Origin of the sequence: Pseudolabrys sp., assembly GCF_035943735.1 — a bacterium.
Classification (GTDB): Bacteria; Pseudomonadota; Alphaproteobacteria; order Rhizobiales; family Xanthobacteraceae; genus Pseudolabrys.
The window spans coordinates 102,922-118,263 of the sequence record NZ_DASZBV010000003.1 but is presented as its reverse complement, the minus strand read 5'-3'; the positions used below and the strand labels follow the sequence as shown (position 1 = coordinate 118,263).

The 15,342-nt window shown below is 66.2% G+C and carries 20 protein-coding genes and 1 pseudogene; 8 read left to right on the top strand and 13 right to left on the bottom strand.

Annotation, left to right across the window (positions count from 1 at the left end):
• Nucleotides 1-60 precede the first annotated feature (60 nt).
• The gene (locus tag VGV41_RS01590) at nt 61-405 is read right to left on the bottom strand and encodes a hypothetical protein (RefSeq protein WP_326861895.1); all 345 of its coding nucleotides are present in this window, start codon (nt 403-405) and stop codon (nt 61-63) included.
• Nucleotides 406-684: 279 nt separating this feature from the next.
• Here VGV41_RS01590 and VGV41_RS01585 point away from each other — a divergent pair, with 279 nt between their 5' ends.
• Nucleotides 685-951, top strand: a complete 267-nt coding sequence (locus tag VGV41_RS01585) for a hypothetical protein (RefSeq protein WP_326861894.1) — start codon at nt 685-687, stop codon at nt 949-951.
• 24 nt (nt 952-975) lie between these two features.
• On the opposite strand, the gene VGV41_RS01580 is transcribed toward VGV41_RS01585, so the two are convergent.
• Both VGV41_RS01580 and VGV41_RS01575 read right to left on the bottom strand, forming a co-directional pair.
• Nucleotides 976-1,176 carry a hypothetical protein gene (locus tag VGV41_RS01580; protein WP_326861893.1) on the bottom strand — a complete coding sequence of 67 codons (201 nt, stop codon included), beginning with the start codon at nt 1,174-1,176 and terminating at the stop codon, nt 976-978.
• Between the two features lie 154 nt (nt 1,177-1,330).
• Nucleotides 1,331-1,948 carry a glutathione S-transferase gene (locus tag VGV41_RS01575; protein ID WP_326861892.1) on the bottom strand — a complete coding sequence of 206 codons (618 nt, stop codon included), beginning with the start codon at nt 1,946-1,948 and terminating at the stop codon, nt 1,331-1,333.
• 77 nt (nt 1,949-2,025) lie between these two features.
• On the opposite strand from VGV41_RS01575, the gene VGV41_RS01570 reads away from it, so the two are divergent.
• Together VGV41_RS01570 and VGV41_RS01565 are read left to right on the top strand one after the other, a co-directional pair.
• Nucleotides 2,026-2,295: a GNAT family N-acetyltransferase gene (locus VGV41_RS01570; RefSeq protein WP_326861891.1), complete on the top strand. Its 270-nt coding sequence runs from the start codon at nt 2,026-2,028 to the stop codon at nt 2,293-2,295.
• 402 nt (nt 2,296-2,697) lie between these two features.
• Nucleotides 2,698-3,183, top strand: a pseudogene (locus VGV41_RS01565) (sterol desaturase family protein); the annotation flags it as partial.
• Nucleotides 3,184-3,309: 126 nt separating this feature from the next.
• On the opposite strand, the gene VGV41_RS01560 reads toward VGV41_RS01565, so the two are convergent.
• From VGV41_RS01560 to VGV41_RS01545, 4 genes are all read right to left on the bottom strand, one after another.
• The gene (locus VGV41_RS01560; RefSeq protein WP_326861890.1) at nt 3,310-3,882 is read right to left on the bottom strand and encodes an NAD(P)H-dependent oxidoreductase; all 573 of its coding nucleotides are present in this window, start codon (nt 3,880-3,882) and stop codon (nt 3,310-3,312) included.
• A gap of 41 nt (nt 3,883-3,923) precedes the next feature.
• A complete protein-coding gene (locus VGV41_RS01555) occupies nt 3,924-4,814 on the bottom strand; it encodes a protein-methionine-sulfoxide reductase heme-binding subunit MsrQ (RefSeq protein ID WP_326861889.1) in 891 nt (296 codons plus the stop codon).
• A 103-nt stretch (nt 4,815-4,917) separates the two neighbouring features.
• A complete protein-coding gene (locus VGV41_RS01550; RefSeq protein WP_326861888.1) occupies nt 4,918-5,151 on the bottom strand; it encodes a hypothetical protein in 234 nt (77 codons plus the stop codon).
• Between the two features lie 112 nt (nt 5,152-5,263).
• Nucleotides 5,264-5,722 carry a MaoC family dehydratase gene (locus VGV41_RS01545; protein ID WP_326861887.1) on the bottom strand — a complete coding sequence of 153 codons (459 nt, stop codon included), beginning with the start codon at nt 5,720-5,722 and terminating at the stop codon, nt 5,264-5,266.
• Nucleotides 5,723-5,856: 134 nt separating this feature from the next.
• Between VGV41_RS01545 and VGV41_RS01540 the strand changes: the two genes are divergently transcribed.
• Entirely contained in the window at nt 5,857-5,985 is a 129-nt protein-coding gene (locus VGV41_RS01540; RefSeq protein ID WP_326861886.1) for a hypothetical protein, read from the top strand.
• Here the strand turns inward: VGV41_RS01540 and VGV41_RS01535 are convergent.
• Nucleotides 5,963-7,168 (bottom strand): MFS transporter, encoded by a 1,206-nt coding sequence (locus tag VGV41_RS01535; RefSeq protein WP_326861885.1) that lies wholly within the window; start codon nt 7,166-7,168, stop codon nt 5,963-5,965. The two genes, VGV41_RS01540 and VGV41_RS01535, sit on opposite strands and share 23 nt — an antisense overlap.
• 130 nt (nt 7,169-7,298) lie before the next feature.
• Between VGV41_RS01535 and VGV41_RS01530 the strand changes: the two genes are divergently transcribed.
• From VGV41_RS01530 to trmFO, 3 genes are all read left to right on the top strand, one after another.
• Nucleotides 7,299-7,862: a type 1 glutamine amidotransferase domain-containing protein gene (locus tag VGV41_RS01530; RefSeq protein WP_326861884.1), complete on the top strand. Its 564-nt coding sequence runs from the start codon at nt 7,299-7,301 to the stop codon at nt 7,860-7,862.
• Between the two features lie 211 nt (nt 7,863-8,073).
• On the top strand, nt 8,074-8,229 hold the full coding sequence (locus VGV41_RS01525; protein ID WP_326861883.1) for a DUF1127 domain-containing protein: 156 nt from the start codon (nt 8,074-8,076) through the stop codon (nt 8,227-8,229).
• Nucleotides 8,230-8,335: 106 nt separating this feature from the next.
• A complete protein-coding gene (trmFO, locus tag VGV41_RS01520; protein ID WP_326861882.1) occupies nt 8,336-9,745 on the top strand; it encodes a methylenetetrahydrofolate--tRNA-(uracil(54)-C(5))-methyltransferase (FADH(2)-oxidizing) TrmFO in 1,410 nt (469 codons plus the stop codon).
• Here trmFO and VGV41_RS01515 read toward each other — a convergent pair whose 3' ends face one another.
• The 5 genes from VGV41_RS01515 to yajC form a co-directional block, all read right to left on the bottom strand.
• Nucleotides 9,746-10,594 carry a phytoene/squalene synthase family protein gene (locus VGV41_RS01515; RefSeq protein ID WP_326861881.1) on the bottom strand — a complete coding sequence of 283 codons (849 nt, stop codon included), beginning with the start codon at nt 10,592-10,594 and terminating at the stop codon, nt 9,746-9,748. It lies immediately after the preceding gene.
• The gene (locus VGV41_RS01510) at nt 10,591-10,980 is read right to left on the bottom strand and encodes an Mth938-like domain-containing protein (protein WP_326861880.1); all 390 of its coding nucleotides are present in this window, start codon (nt 10,978-10,980) and stop codon (nt 10,591-10,593) included. Before VGV41_RS01510 ends, VGV41_RS01515 begins: the two co-directional genes overlap by 4 nt.
• 124 nt (nt 10,981-11,104) lie before the next feature.
• Nucleotides 11,105-12,046, bottom strand: coding sequence for a protein translocase subunit SecF (secF, locus tag VGV41_RS01505; RefSeq protein WP_326861879.1), 942 nt, complete (start codon nt 12,044-12,046; stop codon nt 11,105-11,107).
• 70 nt (nt 12,047-12,116) lie between these two features.
• Nucleotides 12,117-13,724 carry a protein translocase subunit SecD gene (gene secD / locus VGV41_RS01500; protein WP_326861878.1) on the bottom strand — a complete coding sequence of 536 codons (1,608 nt, stop codon included), beginning with the start codon at nt 13,722-13,724 and terminating at the stop codon, nt 12,117-12,119.
• Between the two features lie 37 nt (nt 13,725-13,761).
• Nucleotides 13,762-14,112, bottom strand: a complete 351-nt coding sequence (yajC, locus tag VGV41_RS01495; RefSeq protein WP_326861877.1) for a preprotein translocase subunit YajC — start codon at nt 14,110-14,112, stop codon at nt 13,762-13,764.
• A 224-nt stretch (nt 14,113-14,336) separates the two neighbouring features.
• Here yajC and VGV41_RS01490 point away from each other — a divergent pair, with 224 nt between their 5' ends.
• Nucleotides 14,337-15,248 carry an ATP-binding protein gene (locus tag VGV41_RS01490; protein ID WP_326861876.1) on the top strand — a complete coding sequence of 304 codons (912 nt, stop codon included), beginning with the start codon at nt 14,337-14,339 and terminating at the stop codon, nt 15,246-15,248.
• Nucleotides 15,249-15,342 lie beyond the last annotated feature (94 nt).

Below are 15,342 nucleotides of genomic sequence, written 5' to 3'. Positions count from 1 at the left end.
GTCATCACCGGGCTTGTCCCGGTGATCCCGCTCAGGACGGCGCTGCGTCCCTTGCTGCGGCTACCGCGCGCCCATGAGCTTGTGCAGAATTTCCTTCACCGGATAGCCGGCGCGCGCCAGGCCCTCGCGGCATGTGAGCGTCGCCGGCAGGCTCTTCACCTTGGCCCAGGCGGAGCCCTGCATCAGCAGCGTCATCGCCTCGAGGCAGCTGCGCTTGTAATTGGCGATGACGTGGTGGTCGTCGACCACGCTGCGGCACAGCGCGCGGTCGCTGCCGCCGAGATGGCCGCAGGTGGACAGCATCGTCTCGCGCTCGTGCGGATCGAGGCTGACCAGCGAATAGGCGGAGGCAGACTGCGCCGCAGCCAGCGCGAAGAACGCGCAGACAAGCAAGGTCCGTTGCAAAGCGGTTCTCCCCCCACACCCCTCAACCGCCAGCATACATGGATTTTCGGCGCAGCAATCCGCGCCGCGGCCGTTATTTGTGAGTTCCGTAAACGGGCCAAGGCGATCGCCTTAAGCCGTTGCACAAGCAACGAGTGCTGCGGCGCAATGACGATTGGCCGGCAAAACCATTGCGGCACAGGCCGCTTTTGCACATCATATGCAAAGCAAAGCATACGAGCGCCGCGCGCGCTCACAGCGCGGAGGACAACTCCGCCGGCAAGGAAACGAAGGCCCTCGATGACGACCGGCGTCCGCCTGCAAATCGCGCTGCTGTTCTATACCAGCGTCAACATCGTCGTGTTCACCGCCGCGGTCTACGCCGCCACGATGCTCCCGCCGCTGCTGCCCGAGGCCGGCTTCTGGATCGCCGTCATGACCGGCTTGAGCCTGTTCGTCACCGCGCCGCTCGCCTGGTGCCTCGGCGCCTGCCTGCCGTCGGCCTGGCACGACCGGCTGATCGCCCGACAGTCGCCTTTGTCGCGCGCGCCGACGCGGCAGACCTGAGATTCTCGGATCGACGGTGGCGTTCTAGCGGCGGCCCATGAACCAGCCGGCCGCCAGCAGCACCACGCCGGCGACGCCGGACACGAGGCCGTGCTTCATGTGCACGCGCGCCACCCCCGCCTCGTGTCCAGGCATGAACGACGGCAACTGGTCCGCCGGCATGACGAAATACACGACGGCAACGACGATCAGCACGAGGCCGATCACGGTGAGAAGGAGCTTCATGGGCACGTCCCTGCGGCTGGCCGAATCTGGCGTTCACCGCACATTAGCAATTGGCAATGCGTCGCGTCCGCGCGCGGCGCGCGGCATCCACGTGAATCTTGGCGTCGACATACTCTGCGTTCGTCCCCGCGAAAGCGGGGACCCGGTGGCGAAATCACCCGCCCGCGAACGTCTTGTCGTTCGCCTCGGCGCGCTGCGCGGCCGGACGCGCGGCGATGCGCGCGATGTAGGCGGCGAACTCCGGCCGCTCCGGCAGCAGCTTGAATTGCGTGCCGAAGCGGATGTTGGCGCCGACCACCACGTCGGCGGCGGTGAACTGCTCGCCCATCAGCCACGGCCCTTTCTCCACCGCCTTGGCGATGACGTCCATCGTCGTATCGAACGAGCCGTAGCCGAGCATGGCGCGCCGCGGCTCCTCCTTGCGTGGAGCCGCGCGGTCGATCATCGCCGCTTCGAGGCAACTCGGCCCGAAGAACAGCCATTTCAGATAGACGCCGCGGCGCGGCGTGCCGGTCGGCACGTTGAGCTTCGCCTGCGGGAATTCGTCGGCGAGATACGTGCAGATCGCCGCCACCTCGGTGATCACCGTGCCCTTGTGATCGAGCGCCGGCACCTTGCCCATCGGGTTGACGGCGAGGTAGTCCGGCTTGAGGTTGTCGCCCTCGCTGAGTTTGATGAGCTTGATATCGTAGGGCTGGCCAAGCTCCTCCAGCATCCACAACACGACGGACGAGCGCGACGGCGAGGCATGATAGAGCGTGAGATCGGCCATGAGATGTCCCTTGTCGAAATCGGAAGCGTGGCTAGCTAGGGTGCATGTTAAGCACACGAGCGCGCCGAGATCATGACATGAGCGTCGTCGACAATCCCGCCCGCAGCCGTTTCGAACTGGCGCTGGAAGGCGGTACCGCCTTCGCCACCTACCGCCGCGCGGGCGACGTGCTGATCATCCCGCATACCGAGGTGCCGCCGGAACTGGAGGGCCACGGCTACGGCTCGGCGCTGGTCAAGGGCGTCTTGGAGCTGGCGCGGGCGCAGGGACTGAAGGTGCGCCCCGCCTGCCCCTTCGTCACGGACTACATGCGACGGCACCCGGAATACGAGGACGTGAGGGGGTGAACCGCAACCCTATCTTTACCTTTCGGTAAGACATTCGGTGGGCCCCACCCCCGGAGCCCGACCTTGCATTTCTCCGCCGGCATCGACTTCTTCCTCGGCCAGTGCGAGCGCCTGCTGTTCTCGCTCGGCTCGCATTTCTCGCTGACCTCGCTCGGCGCGGCGCTACTCCTGGCGACCGCCTTCTATGTCGTGAAGCGGCTCAAGCGCGGGCGCCGTGTGCGCGCCCGCACGTTGGTGCACGCGCTGTTCCCGAAGCGCATCGTGCAGCACCGCTCCAACCAGGCCGACATCGGCTACCTGTTCTTCAACGTCTTCGTCTTCGGCGTCGTGTTCGGCTGGGCGGTGCTGTCCTATCAGTCGTTGTCGAACGGTATTGTCTCATCGTTCGGCGCGCTGTTCGGCATGCCGGCGCCCTCGGCACTGCCGGTCTGGGCAAGCCGCGCGATCATCACGCTGATGATGTTCCTCGCATACGAGCTCGGCTATTGGTTCAACCACTGGCTCAGCCACAAGGTGCCGCTGCTGTGGGAATTCCACAAAGTGCACCACACCGCGGAGGTGCTGACGCCGCTCACCAATTTCCGCGTCCACCCGGTCTACACCTTCGTCTTCGCCAACATCATCGCCTTCTCGACGGCGGTGGCGAGCGGGCTCGGCCATTACCTGTTCGGCGACGCGGCCTATCAATACGCGCTCGCCGACACCAACCTCATCCTGGTGTTTTTCATCCACGCCTACGTGCACCTGCAGCACTCGCATGTGTGGATCGCCTTCACCGGCCGGCTCGGCCGCGTGCTGGTGTCGCCGGCGCACCATCAAGTGCACCATTCGGCCGATCCGAAGCACTTCAACAAGAACTTCGGCAGCTGCCTTGCGCTGTGGGACTGGATGTTCGGCACGCTCTACGTGCCGGCGAAGGAGCGCGAGCCGATCGTGTTCGGCGTGCCCGGCCACGTCGACGCGCACACGGTGAAGGCCGAACTGGTCGAGCCATTCACGAACGCCGGCCGCCGCCTATTCGGCCGCGTGCCCGAGCGCCTCCGTCTCCCGCAGCCACTGCCGCCGGGTGTCGTCGCTCACCGACTCGATGCCGCCGTGGATGGTCGCATGTACCGGCGCGACGCCGGTGAAGTGTAGGATATTGCGCCTGAGCAATTTGAGCGCATAGGCGCCGAACCAGAGCCGGTAGAACCAGCCCGGCATGCCCATCGTCATGATGATGCGGGCCGACTTGCCTTTCAGGATCTTCCAGTGGCCCTGCCCGCCGCGCACCGCCAGCAGGTCGGCCTGCAGCACGCGCTCGAGGAAGCCCTTGAGGATGGCCGGCATGTCGCCCAGCCACAGCGGGAAGATGAACACCAGCCGCGCGCTGGCGCGCAGCACATCACGTGCATGCGCGAGATCCGGCTCGAGCGGCTGCTCGCGGCGATAGCCCTCGCGCAGGATGGCGTCGAAGTTCATTTTCGCCAGCACGAACAGATGCACCTCGTGTCCGCCGCTCTCTGCGCCGCGGCGATAGGCCTCGCCCAGCGCCTCGCAAAACGTGTCGGGCACCGGATGCCCGACGACGATCATGATTTTGGCCATGCACGCTCCCGTCGTCGTTGGGACGGGACGTAGCGCGGCGCTCAGCCTTCGGCTTTGACCTGACGCAAGGACCCTGCGCGCGATGCGCGACTGTTCCAGCGTGCGCGCACCACATCGAGCAGCACGACCGCGAGGCCGGCCGCGAGCACCTGCCAGCCGGGGCGGATGCCGGCGTCGAAATCGAACACGGTGTCGAGCACGCGCATCGGCGAAACATGGAAGGCGATGCCGATGCCGATCGCCTCGCCAGCGAAGGTGAGCAGCGACACCACGATGGTCAGCCCGAGCAGGCTGAGCGTCGTCAACTCGCGCGTGTCCTGCCACCACGCCAGCCCGCGATAGAGCAACAGCCAGCCGAACAGGCTCGCCACGAACACCGGCACGGTGACGTCGGCCTTCGTCTGCTGGAAGTAATGGATGAGCGCGAGCAGCGCGATGCCGTAGACGAGCTGATGCAGCCGCCGCCAGCGCAGCGGCCCCAGCCGGCGCGTCATGCCGTCGGTCGAGGTGATCGCCAGCACGGCGAGCCCGAGCCAGGCGGTGCCGCCGATGATGAGATACCAGCGGTGCGTGAGCTCGTGCACGAACTTGCCGAGGTCGTAGCCCTGATCGGCGAAGTAGAGCGAGACGTGCGCGGCCGCGTAGCAGAAGGTGCCGACGCCCAGCATGCGCCGTATATCGACGAGCTGCCCATAACGGCCCATGCTGCGGAACGGGGTCACGGCCAGCGTCACGCCGAGGAACACCAAGGTCCAAAAGCCGGCGCGGTGGATGAGATCGTTGATCGGCCGTGCGCCATGCGCGATCACGCCCGCCTCGGCGAGTGCCTTGGCCAGCGGGAACAACAGCAGGGTCAACGCTGCGATGCGCAGCCACGACAGGCGGCCGCGCCGGTCGCGCCAGAGTTGCCAGGACGAACTATCGACTTGCATGCACCGCCCGTTCGGATCAGGGCCCGGTGCTAGCATTGAATCGGCGGGACGATTCGTCACGCGCGATCACAATCACGCCAGCAGGCGCCGGACCGGAACGCGGCTATTCGTGCGCGGGCGGTTTGCTGGCCTGCAGCGCCAAGCCGATGATGAGCGCTGCGCCGGCGAGGATGGCCGAAGCGCCGAGCTTGTCGCCGATGGTGAAATAGGCGATGGCCGCAAGCACCATAGAGGCGAACGCAAGCGACATCGCCCACAGCGCCAGCCAGTCGACCGCCTGCTCGGCCTCGACCGCCTTGGTCTTGACACGCGCCTTCATCGGATACCGGGTTGGCATGGAAGTGCCTCCAGACTTTTGGCTGGCGTAGAGGCAAGTTCCGTGCCTCGCATTGACCTAACGCAACAGGGAGAATGTGGTTGGGTCGTGCGGGGTAAAAATTCGAAAGGCGTCAGATGTGTGGCAACGGCCGGCCGCCGCTGTTTCGCGACGGCACCTTCACCCAGGCCTCGCCGTCCAGCACCGTCTCGCCGCCGACCGTGCACGTGCAGGCCAGCCGCGCGCGCGACTTTGCCGCGATCAGCTCGGCCACGGTGACCTTCACCTCGACCGTGTCGCCGATCTTGACCGGCGCGCGGAAATTCAATGTCTGCGAAATGTACACGGCCCCCGGTCCCGGCAGCCGCGTGCCGAGTACGGCCGAGATCAGGCTCGCGGTATAGAGCCCGTGCGCGATGCGCGTGCCGAACGGCGTCTTGGCGGCGAAGTGTTCGGACAGATGGATGGGATTGCGGTCGCCGGTGACCTCGGCGAAGCCGACCACGTCTGACGAATCCACGGTCTTGGTCAGCGTTTCCGACAGACCGACCGAGAGGTCCTCGAAAAAGAGCATCTGCAGCGGCAGAATCATCGCGGACGCCTCCGTACTTTTCCGGAGTGCGCGATTTGATCTGGGTCAGAAAATTTGGAACCCGGCATGCTGGATTGACCGCGCATTAACTACTCTGGCCACACATCGACGGCCTTGAACAAGCGTGTCGTGCCATGATCCTCATCCGCTTCGCCATCAGCATTTTCGCTCTCGCCCTCCTCGGTCTCGCCTTCTCCTACAGCGCGGCGCCGGCCCACGCGGACCGGAATGTCCCGACCGTCAGCGTGGCGGTTTCCGGCTGAGCGCCCATAGCCCGCCGATCAGCCCGACGTTGACGATCGCCAGCGCGGTCAAGACGCCGATCGTCGTCGGAATGCCGCTCGTCTCGATCAGGAACGCGCCTGCCGACGGCGCCAGCGCCTGCACGATCAGGCTCGGGAACGCCAGCTTCCCCATCAGCCGCGGAAAGCGCTCCGGCCCGAACAAGGCCAGCGGCAGCGTGCCGCGGCCGATCCACGATACGCCGTAGCCCGCGCCGTAGACGAGAATGATCAGCGGCAGCACGGGCACGCGCGCCGCCAGCAAGATCAGACCGAGCGCCATCAGAATGCAGGAGCCGATCATCGTCCAGATCGGGTGATAGCGGCCGCCGAACAGCCGTTCGACCACCCGCGCCGCGACCTGCGCCGGCCCGAACAAGGTGCCGAGCGCGACCGCGGACGTGGCCTCGACGCCGCGCGCCTGCAGGAAGATGAGCAGGTGCACGACCACGATGGCGCCGACGCCGGCGCTCAACGACAGGATCAGCGCGAGCAGCGCAAAGATCGCGCCCTCGCGCGGGATGCGTGAAGCGAAGCGCGGATCGAGCGACGGTTCGTCGATGGGTTTCGGCGCCGGCTTCACGACGTGGCGCAGAACCGCAAACTGCGCCGGCAGCGCGACCAAGAGGTGCAGGCCGGCATAGGCAAAGCATGCGTCGCGCCAGCCGATATGCGCGATCATGTATGCGCTGAGCGGCCAGCAGATCGTACTCGCGAAGCCGCCGAACAACGTCAAATTGGTGATCGGGCCGCGCGCGGCTGCGCCATACATGCGGCCGAGGGCGGCGAAAACCGCATCATAGAGTCCGGTGCCCATGCCGAGGCCGATCAGCACCCAGGCGCAAAGGTAGAAAGGCAGCGACGGCGCGAGGCCGACGCCGATCAGCCCGGCGGCGTAGAGCAGCGAACTCGACAGCAGCACCGGCTTGCCGCCATGCACGTCGATGATGCGGCCGACCTGCGGCGAGATCAGCCCGGCGATAAGCAGGCCGATCGAGGTGCCGCCGACAATGAAGCCGAGCGGCCAGCCGGTGTCATTGAGGATCGGCTCGGCGAAGACAGCGGGAAAATAAAACGAGGTGCCCCAGGCGAGGATCTGGGCAATGCCGAGCGCGGTGATGACGATCCGGCGGTCAGGGAGCCCGGATTGCACGTCTGACGTCACTGAACTCAGCTCCCCGGCGACGGCATCAAATATAGCCGATGTGACGGGCCGACAGGAACAGAGGCGTCGGCCATCCCGTTGCCATGCCGAGGGACCTTCGGTGGGTCATCAAAATCAAGGAGTTGGAACCATGGCACAAGCCACGGGTAAAAAGGTGCTCATCCTCGCAGCGCAAGGCTTCGAGCAGTCGGAGCTCGAAGTTCCGCGCGACAAGCTCAAAGCCGCCGGAGCGACGGTCGTGATCGCCTCGCCCGAGAAGGGCGAGATCAAAGGCTGGGACAAGAAAGACTGGGGCCGAGCGGTGAAGGTCGACAAGACGCTGGATGAGGTGAAAGCCGACGACTTCGACGCCATCGTGCTCCCCGGCGGCCAGATCAATCCAGACCTGCTGCGCGCGAACCCCAAGGCGCTGAAACTGATCAAGGACTTCTACAATCAGAAGAAGGTCGTGGCGGCCGTCTGCCATGCGCCTTGGCTTCTGGTGGAGACCGGCATCGCCAAGGGCAAGAAGATGACCTCGTACCATTCGATGAAGACCGACGTGATCAATGCAGGCGCTGCATGGGAGGATTCGCCGGTGGTCGTCGACCAAGGGGTCATTACCTCGCGAAATCCGGGCGATTTGGACGCCTTCTCGGCAAAAATCATCGAGGAAATGGCCGAAGGCAGCCATTCTCACCGGTCCGCTGCATAATTCTCTCGCATACGCAGCAAAAACGGCGGGCAGTTTGCCCGCCGTTTTTCGTCAAACAGGCCTTTATTGTTTTATTTCAGAGGCTTGAGCCATGCATTTTTCGCTTAGCTGCGGCGCAACATTGGCGCTTTTCAGGGCAGCGCAAATCCCTATTTTCCGGGCAGCGAATTCGACCGGCCCCGGGCCGGGACTAGACCGAAGAGGAACTGCCATGTTTGCCGCACTTGTCCGTCTGATCCGCGAATGGAAGCGCTATAACCGCAGTGTTCTGGAACTCAGCCGCCTTGGCGACCGCGAACTCGCCGATATCGGCATCAGCCGCTCGGACATCCAGCGCGTCGCCTGGAACGCCGCCCACCAGGGCTAAGCGCTCCCCGCAACTGTTTCGATGAACCGCCCGTGCGATCCGCGCGGGCGGTTTTGCTTTTACGGGGACGTTGCCCGCCTGCCCCTGTCCTCCTAGTTTGCCGCCCATGACCCTGAAACCTGTCCACGTCGTTGGCGGCGGCCTCGCCGGTTCCGAAGCTGCCTGGCAGCTGGGAGAGGCCGGCGTGCCGGTCGTGCTGCACGAAATGCGGCCGCTGCGCGCAACCGATGCGCACAAGACCGACGGCTATGCCGAGCTCGTCTGCTCCAACTCCTTCCGCTCCGACGACGCCGAGCACAACGCGGTCGGCCTGCTGCATGAGGAGATGCGCCGGCTCAGCTCGCTGATCATGCGCTGCGGCGATACCAATCAGGTGCCCGCGGGCGGCGCGCTCGCCGTCGATCGCGACGGCTTCTCGCACGCCGTGACGGCGGCGCTGGAAGCGCATCCTCTGATCGCGCGCGAGCGCGGCGAGATCGCCGTGCCGCCGGCCGACTGGGACAGCGTCGTCATTGCGACCGGCCCGCTCACCTCGCCGGCGCTGGCCGAGACGATCCGCGCGCTCACCGGCGAGACCCAGCTCGCCTTCTTCGACGCCATCGCACCGATCGTGCACCGCGAGTCGATCGACATGGGGACCGCCTGGTTCCAGTCGCGCTACGACAAGGCCGGGCCCGGCGGCTCCGGCGCCGACTACATCAATTGTCCGCTGACGCGCGAGCAATACGAAGCCTTCGTCGCCGCGCTGATTGCCGGCGACAAGACCGAGTTCAAGGACTGGGAAGCGGCAACGCCCTATTTCAACGGCTGCCTGCCGATCGAGGTGATGGCCGAGCGCGGCGTCGAGACGCTGCGGCATGGGCCGATGAAGCCGTTCGGGCTGACCGATCCGCGCGCGCCGGGCGTGAAGCCCTACGCGGTGGTGCAGCTGCGGCAGGACAACAAGCTCGGCACGCTCTTCAACATGGTCGGCTTCCAGACCAAGCTGAAGCACGGTGAGCAGGTGCGCGTCTTCCGCACCATTCCCGGGCTGCAGAACGCGGAGTTCGCGCGCCTCGGCGGCCTGCATCGCAACACCTTCCTCAACTCGCCGGTGTTGCTCGACGAGACGTTGCGGCTGAAGAAGAACCCGGCCTGGCGTTTCGCCGGCCAGATCACCGGCTGCGAAGGCTATGTCGAAAGCGCCGCGGTCGGTCTCATGGCCGGGCGCTTCGCCGCCGCCGAGCGCCGCGGCGAGCCGATCGTCGCGCCGCCGCCGAGCACCGCGCACGGCGCCATTCTCGCGCACATCACCGGCGGCCATATCGAGACGATCGACAACGGGCCGTCGTCGTTTCAGCCGATGAATATCAATTTCGGTCTGTTTCCGCCGCTGGCGCAGGCGCCCGACTTCGACCGCAAGAGCCCGCTCGGCCGCGGTACCGCCAAGGCGCTGGCGAAGAAGAGCGCGATCACGCGCCGCGCGCTCGCCGATCTCGACGCGTGGCGCAGCGCGCAGGCGCAGGCGGCGGAGTAGTCAGATTGCGAAGATGCGGCGCGAATCCCGCGCCGCGCGCCAAATAAGCCATTGCCGCCCGAGGCGCGACAACGGCTCCGGCGCGAACGGCTCGTAGCCGCGGCGGTCCATGCGCTTGAGCAGCGGCCCGATCAGCGCGACCGGCAACAGCGCCGGCATGATGCCGGCCGGCACCTCGCTCGCCTCCAGTCTCGCCGCCTGCAATTGCCGCCGCGCATGGCGCCGCAATTCGGCGAGCGCCGCGCGCAGTTTGTCGCTGTCCTGCCCGGCGAACAGCGTTTCACGCTCGACGCCGTGCCGCTCGAGCACCTCCAGCGGAATGTAGAGCTGGTGGCGCGCCGCATGCGTCGGCAGCGCCAGCAGCAGGCGCTCGATCGTCAGCGCGATGCCGGCGTGACGCGTGACCGCCTCGATGGCGTAGTCCTCATGGCCGAGGATCTTCGCCGCCGCGCTCAGGAGCAGGCCCTCGGTCAGTGCCGCGTGATTGTCGAGGTCATCCAGCGTGTTGAACGGCTCGTCGTAGAGATCGAAGGTGTGCGCGTCGATGAAGGCGGTCAGCCGGGCGACATCGAGCTTGTGTCGCGCGACGGTTGCGACAAGCGCCGCGGCGACCGGATGCGCGGCCGCCTCGCCATCGCGCTTGCCCTCCAGCACCTCGCGCCACCATTGCAGGCGGATCTCGCCCGGCATCGGCTCGCGCGCCAGGTCGCGCACGCGGCCGATCTCCAGCGCGAAGGCATAAAGGGCATTCAGCGCGTCACGTTTGGGCGCCGGCGCGAACAAGGTCGCGATATAGCGGTCGCGGTCGTGCTCGCGCACCAGCGCCGCACAGTGCTCGAAGCTGTTCATGCGGTCGCTATCAGCGCCGCACCGACGCGGCGGTTCTCGGCGAGCAGCACGTTCCAGGTGCGCACCGCCGCGCCTGTCGCCATCGCGTCGACGGAGAGCGACGCGTCGCGGAATCGCTGCCGCAGCAGCTCAGGCAGCACGAAGGGATCGCGCCCGCCGCCGATGAGGAAGAAGTCGAGCGCATCGGCACGGGCGAAAGCCGGCGCCAGCGCCGCCGGTGTCAGTTCGGCAATGCTTGTCACCGGCCAGGCCCAGATGCCGTCGGGGAAACACAGCAGCGAGCCGCGATGCGACAGGCCGCCGAAGCGGAAGCCGCCATTGCCATAGGCCTCGATCGGGGCCGGCTGCGGCAGATGCCGGCCAGTGTCGCTCTCGCTGTCCACCATCTGGCTAGGGAATTCCGTGCCCCAAACTCCGTTCACTCCCACGAAAGCGGGAATCCAGAAACCCAAGCGCTAACGTTCAATTCGTTCTCTGGGTCCCCGCCTTCGCGGGGACGACCGGGTGAGCTCACGGCTTCTCGTCTTTCGGCTCCCTGCGCGACAGCGCATCGGAGCCGCGGCCGACGCCGAGATAAATGAGGATCGGCGAAGCGATGAACACCGAGGTGTAGGTGCCGACCAGCACGACGCCGAACATCATGGTCGCCGTGAACGAGTGGATCGCCTGGCCGCCGAACAGGAGCAGCGCCAGCAGCGCCAGCGACACGGTCAAGTGCGTGATCACCGACCGCGACAGCGTCTGGTTGACCGAGGCGTTGAGCAGGTCCGGCATCGACAGCTTTTTGTAGCGCCGCAGCATCTCGCGGATACGGTCGTAGATGACAACCGTATCGTTGAGCGAATAGCCGAGGATGGTCAGCAGCGCCGCGATGCTGGTCAGGTCGAAGTCGACGCGCGACAGCGACATGAAGCCGATGGTCAGCACCAGATCGTGCACGTTGGCGATCATGGCGCCGAGCGCGAACTGCCATTCGAACCTGAACCAGAGATAGATCAGGATGCAGAAGATCGCGAGCATCAGTCCAACGACGCCGTAGGACAACAGCTCGCCCGACACGCGCGGACCGACCACCTCGACGCGGCGATAGGTGATGTCCTTGCCGAGCGACCCGCGCACCTTGTTGACGGCAGCCTGCTGCGCCTCGTCGCCGCCCGGCTGCTCGCCGATGCGGATGAGGACGTCGTTCGGCGCGCCGAACTGCTGCAACTGCACGTCGCCGAGGCCGAGGCCGCCGAGCGTCGCGCGCATCTTGGCGAGGTCGGCGGGGCCAGCCGTGGTCTGCACTTCCAGCAGCAGGCCGCCCTTGAAGTCGATGCCGAAATTCAGGCCGTGCGTGAAATACAGCGTGATGGCCAGGATCGACATGATGGCGGACAGCGGAAAGCTGATCCGCCGGAAGCGCATGAAGTCGAATTTGGTGTCGTCGGGGACGATGCGAAGCAGGCGCATGATCAATTTTCCTGGCGCATGATCTTACCCGAAAACCGGTACCCACTTTTCAGGATCACGCGCGCGCCCCTCAGATCGGAACGCGTTGGGGACGACGCCACCGCACCCAGGTCGCGACGATGAGCCGCGTCATGGTGAAGGCGGTGAACACCGTGGTGATGATGCCGACCCCGAGCGTCACGGCGAAGCCGCGCACCGGGCCGGTGCCGATGTAGAACAGCACCGCGGCGGCGATGAACGTCGTGATGTTGGAGTCGAGAATGGTCGCCAGCGCGCGCGAGAAGCCGGCGTCGATGGCGTTGATCGGCGTGCGCCCGCCCCTCACCTCTTCGCGGATGCGTTCGTAGATCAACACGTTGCTGTCGACCGCGATGCCGACGGTGAGCACGATGCCGGCGATGCCGGGCAGCGTCAGCGTCGCGCCGAGGAGCGACAGCACGCCGAAGATCATGGCGACGTTGATCGCCACCGCGACGTTCGCGAACAGGCCGAACAGGCCGTAGGTGACCATCATGAACAGCACGACCATGGCCGCGCCGACATAGGACGACAACTTGCCGCTGGCGATCGAGTCGGCGCCGAGGCCGGGGCCGACGGTGCGCTCCTCGATGATGGTCAGCGGCGCCGGCAGCGCGCCTGCGCGCAGCAGGATCGCGAGGTCGTTGGCGCTCTGCACCGTGAAGTTACCGGAGATCTGGCCGGAGCCGCCGAGGATCGGCTCGCGGATCACCGGCGCCGAGATCACCTCGTTGTCGAGCACGATGGCAAAAGGCTTGCCGACGTTCTGCTGCGTCGCCTCGGCGAAGCGGCGCGAGCCGGCGGTGTTGAAGCGGAACGAAACGATCGGCTCGTTGGTGCGCGGGTCGAAGCCCGGCTGCGCATCGGTCAGATCGCCACCTGAGACCAGCACCCGCTTCTCGATCACGTATTGCTGGCCGGCATCCTTGCCGGTGCCGTGCAGCAACTCGTCGTCTGACGGCATACCGCCCTGCTGCGCCTGCTCCGGCGATACGTTGCTATCGACCATGCGGAAGTCGAGCTTGGCGGTCTTGCCGAGCAGTTGCTTGAGATGCGTCGGATCCTGCAGGCCGGGCACCTGCACCAGGATGCGGTCGGTGCCTTCGCGCGCGATCAGCGGCTCGACCGTGCCGAGTTCGTTGATGCGGCGCTCGATGATCTGCATCGACTGGTCGACCGACTGGCGCACGCGCTCGAGAATCGCCGGATCGGTCAGCGTCAGCCGATAGAGATTGTTGGGCTCGGCGGTGATGTTGATGTTGCGATCGCCGGTGGTGCCGAGCAGGCCGCCAAGCGGCTGCGACAGCGTGTTGAGCTTCTCCTGCGCCTGGCCGGAATTGGCGCCTTCGCGGACCCGCACCTCGACGCTGTTGTTGCCGCGCACGACGAGCCCGGTGTAGCCGATGCGCGCGTCGCGCAGCACACGGCGGACGTCGTCGCGCAGCGCCTCGAGCATGTCCTTGCGCACCGACTTGGTGTCGATCTCGAGCAGCAGGTACGAGCCGCCCTGCAGGTCGAGGCCGAGCACGACGTGCCGCTGCGCCCATTTCGGCAGCGCGTCGAAGACAGAGGCGGGCAAGAAGTTCGGAACCGCGCACAGGCAGACGACGAGCGCCGTGAGGATGATCGCCGCCGCCTTCCAACGCGTGAAATAGAGCATGACGTCCTGACTGAAAGTGTGGAACCGGCTCGCGCGATCAGCTCGCGGCGTCGTCCTTGACCGGCTCGCCCTTGGCTCGCACGTCGGTAATCATCGACCTAACCTGGCGGATGCGCACGCCGTCGCCGATCTCGACCTCGATCTGGTCGTCATCGATGACCTTGGTCACCTTGCCGATCAGGCCGCCATTGGTGATGACGGTATCGCCGCGCCGCACCGCCTTGATGAGCGCCTGGTGCTGCTTCACCCGCTTCTGCTGCGGGCGCAGGATCAGGAAGTACATGATGACGAAAATAAGCGCGAACGGCAGCAGCGACATTAGCATGCCACCCTCGCCGCCTGCTCCGCCGCCGAAAATCCCTTGCGCAAACGCAGACGTGCTGAACATCCAATGGTCCTCTTGCGTCACCGGCGGCCTCGAGCCAAGGAGACCTAAAGCCCCTCGCCGGCACCGTAAATTCGCGCGGACTATAACCGCCGCCGCCCCAATTGCAACGCCGCGGGACGCCCGAAAACCCGTCCTTTCGGGGCTTTTCCGGGGCCGCGCGCTTGCCGGGGGACCCTTGCCCCGCTAAGAGCAGCCGCACCATCCGAAAGCCAAGCAAACGACCCATGGCCAAGCCGAAATCCAAGAAGAAATCCGCGGCCCGGCCGCGCGCTCCTCTCGCCCCCGACGTCCTGGAACGGATCGCCGTCGCGCTGGAGCGCCTGGCGCCGCCGTCCAAGGCCGCGCCCGACCTTGAGGCGGCCGACGCCTTCATCTGGCACCCGGACGGCCGGCTCGCGCCGGTGCCGCACGTCAACCGCGTCGAGATGTCGCTCTTGAAGGGCGTCGACCGCGTGCGCGACATGCTGGTCGAGAACACCGAGCGGTTCGCCCGGGGCCTGCCCGCCAACAACGCGCTGCTCTGGGGCGCGCGCGGCATGGGCAAGTCGTCACTGGTGAAGGCCTCGCACGCCGCGGTCAACGCCGCCTTCGCGCGCAAGAGCGAGCGCGGGCCCTTGAAGCTCGTCGAGATCCACCGCGAGGACATCGAGAGCCTGCCCGAACTGATGGCGGTGACGCGCGCCTCGCGCTACCGCTTCATCGTCTTCTGCGACGACCTCTCCTTCGACGCCGACGACACCAGCTACAAGTCGCTCAAGGCCGTGCTCGAAGGCGGCATCGAAGGCCGGCCGGAGAACGTCATCTTCTACGCCACCTCGAACCGGCGCCACCTGCTCTCGCGCGACATGATCGAGAACGAGCGCTCGACCGGCATCAATCCCGGCGAGGCGGTCGAGGAGAAGGTGTCGCTGTCGGACCGCTTCGGCCTCTGGCTCGGCTTCCACCGCTGCAGCCAGGACGAATATCTGGCGATGATCGACGGCTACGTCAGCCATTACGGCATCAAGGCCGAGGCCGACGATCTGCATCGCGACGCGCTGGAATGGTCGACGACGCGCGGCTCGCGCTCCGGCCGCGTCGCCTGGCAGTTCATCCAGGATCTCGCCGGCCGCCTCGGCGTGGCGCTGAAGGATTAGCCTCGTGCCCCGGATGCGGCGCAGCACGTAGCGAAGCGAAGTGTTGCGCTGCTGATCCGGGGCCCCGGTTCACAATCAGGAAAAGCGGGGTCCC

Excerpts from the sequence above, each read along its gene's own strand:
- VGV41_RS01540 (WP_326861886.1), top strand. The coding sequence starts at position 5,857 with ATGATCCTCATCCGCTTCGCCATCAGCATTTTCGCTCTCGCCCTCCTC.
- VGV41_RS01580 (WP_326861893.1), bottom strand. The coding sequence starts at position 1,176 with ATGAAGCTCCTTCTCACCGTGATCGGCCTCGTGCTGATCGTCGTTGCC.
- VGV41_RS01575 (WP_326861892.1), bottom strand. The coding sequence starts at position 1,948 with ATGGCCGATCTCACGCTCTATCATGCCTCGCCGTCGCGCTCGTCCGTC.
- secF (WP_326861879.1), bottom strand. The coding sequence starts at position 12,046 with ATGCGCCTGCTTCGCATCGTCCCCGACGACACCAAATTCGACTTCATG.
- yajC (WP_326861877.1), bottom strand. The coding sequence starts at position 14,112 with ATGTTCAGCACGTCTGCGTTTGCGCAAGGGATTTTCGGCGGCGGAGCA.
- VGV41_RS01555 (WP_326861889.1), bottom strand. The coding sequence starts at position 4,814 with ATGCAAGTCGATAGTTCGTCCTGGCAACTCTGGCGCGACCGGCGCGGC.
- VGV41_RS01570 (WP_326861891.1), top strand. The coding sequence starts at position 2,026 with ATGAGCGTCGTCGACAATCCCGCCCGCAGCCGTTTCGAACTGGCGCTG.
- VGV41_RS01585 (WP_326861894.1), top strand. The coding sequence starts at position 685 with ATGACGACCGGCGTCCGCCTGCAAATCGCGCTGCTGTTCTATACCAGC.
- VGV41_RS01550 (WP_326861888.1), bottom strand. The coding sequence starts at position 5,151 with ATGCCAACCCGGTATCCGATGAAGGCGCGTGTCAAGACCAAGGCGGTC.
- VGV41_RS01545 (WP_326861887.1), bottom strand. The coding sequence starts at position 5,722 with ATGATTCTGCCGCTGCAGATGCTCTTTTTCGAGGACCTCTCGGTCGGT.
- VGV41_RS01525 (WP_326861883.1), top strand. The coding sequence starts at position 8,074 with ATGTTTGCCGCACTTGTCCGTCTGATCCGCGAATGGAAGCGCTATAAC.
- VGV41_RS01515 (WP_326861881.1), bottom strand. The coding sequence starts at position 10,594 with ATGAACAGCTTCGAGCACTGTGCGGCGCTGGTGCGCGAGCACGACCGC.
- trmFO (WP_326861882.1), top strand. The coding sequence starts at position 8,336 with ATGACCCTGAAACCTGTCCACGTCGTTGGCGGCGGCCTCGCCGGTTCC.
- secD (WP_326861878.1), bottom strand. The coding sequence starts at position 13,724 with ATGCTCTATTTCACGCGTTGGAAGGCGGCGGCGATCATCCTCACGGCG.
- VGV41_RS01490 (WP_326861876.1), top strand. The coding sequence starts at position 14,337 with ATGGCCAAGCCGAAATCCAAGAAGAAATCCGCGGCCCGGCCGCGCGCT.
- VGV41_RS01530 (WP_326861884.1), top strand. The coding sequence starts at position 7,299 with ATGGCACAAGCCACGGGTAAAAAGGTGCTCATCCTCGCAGCGCAAGGC.
- VGV41_RS01560 (WP_326861890.1), bottom strand. The coding sequence starts at position 3,882 with ATGGCCAAAATCATGATCGTCGTCGGGCATCCGGTGCCCGACACGTTT.
- VGV41_RS01510 (WP_326861880.1), bottom strand. The coding sequence starts at position 10,980 with ATGGTGGACAGCGAGAGCGACACTGGCCGGCATCTGCCGCAGCCGGCC.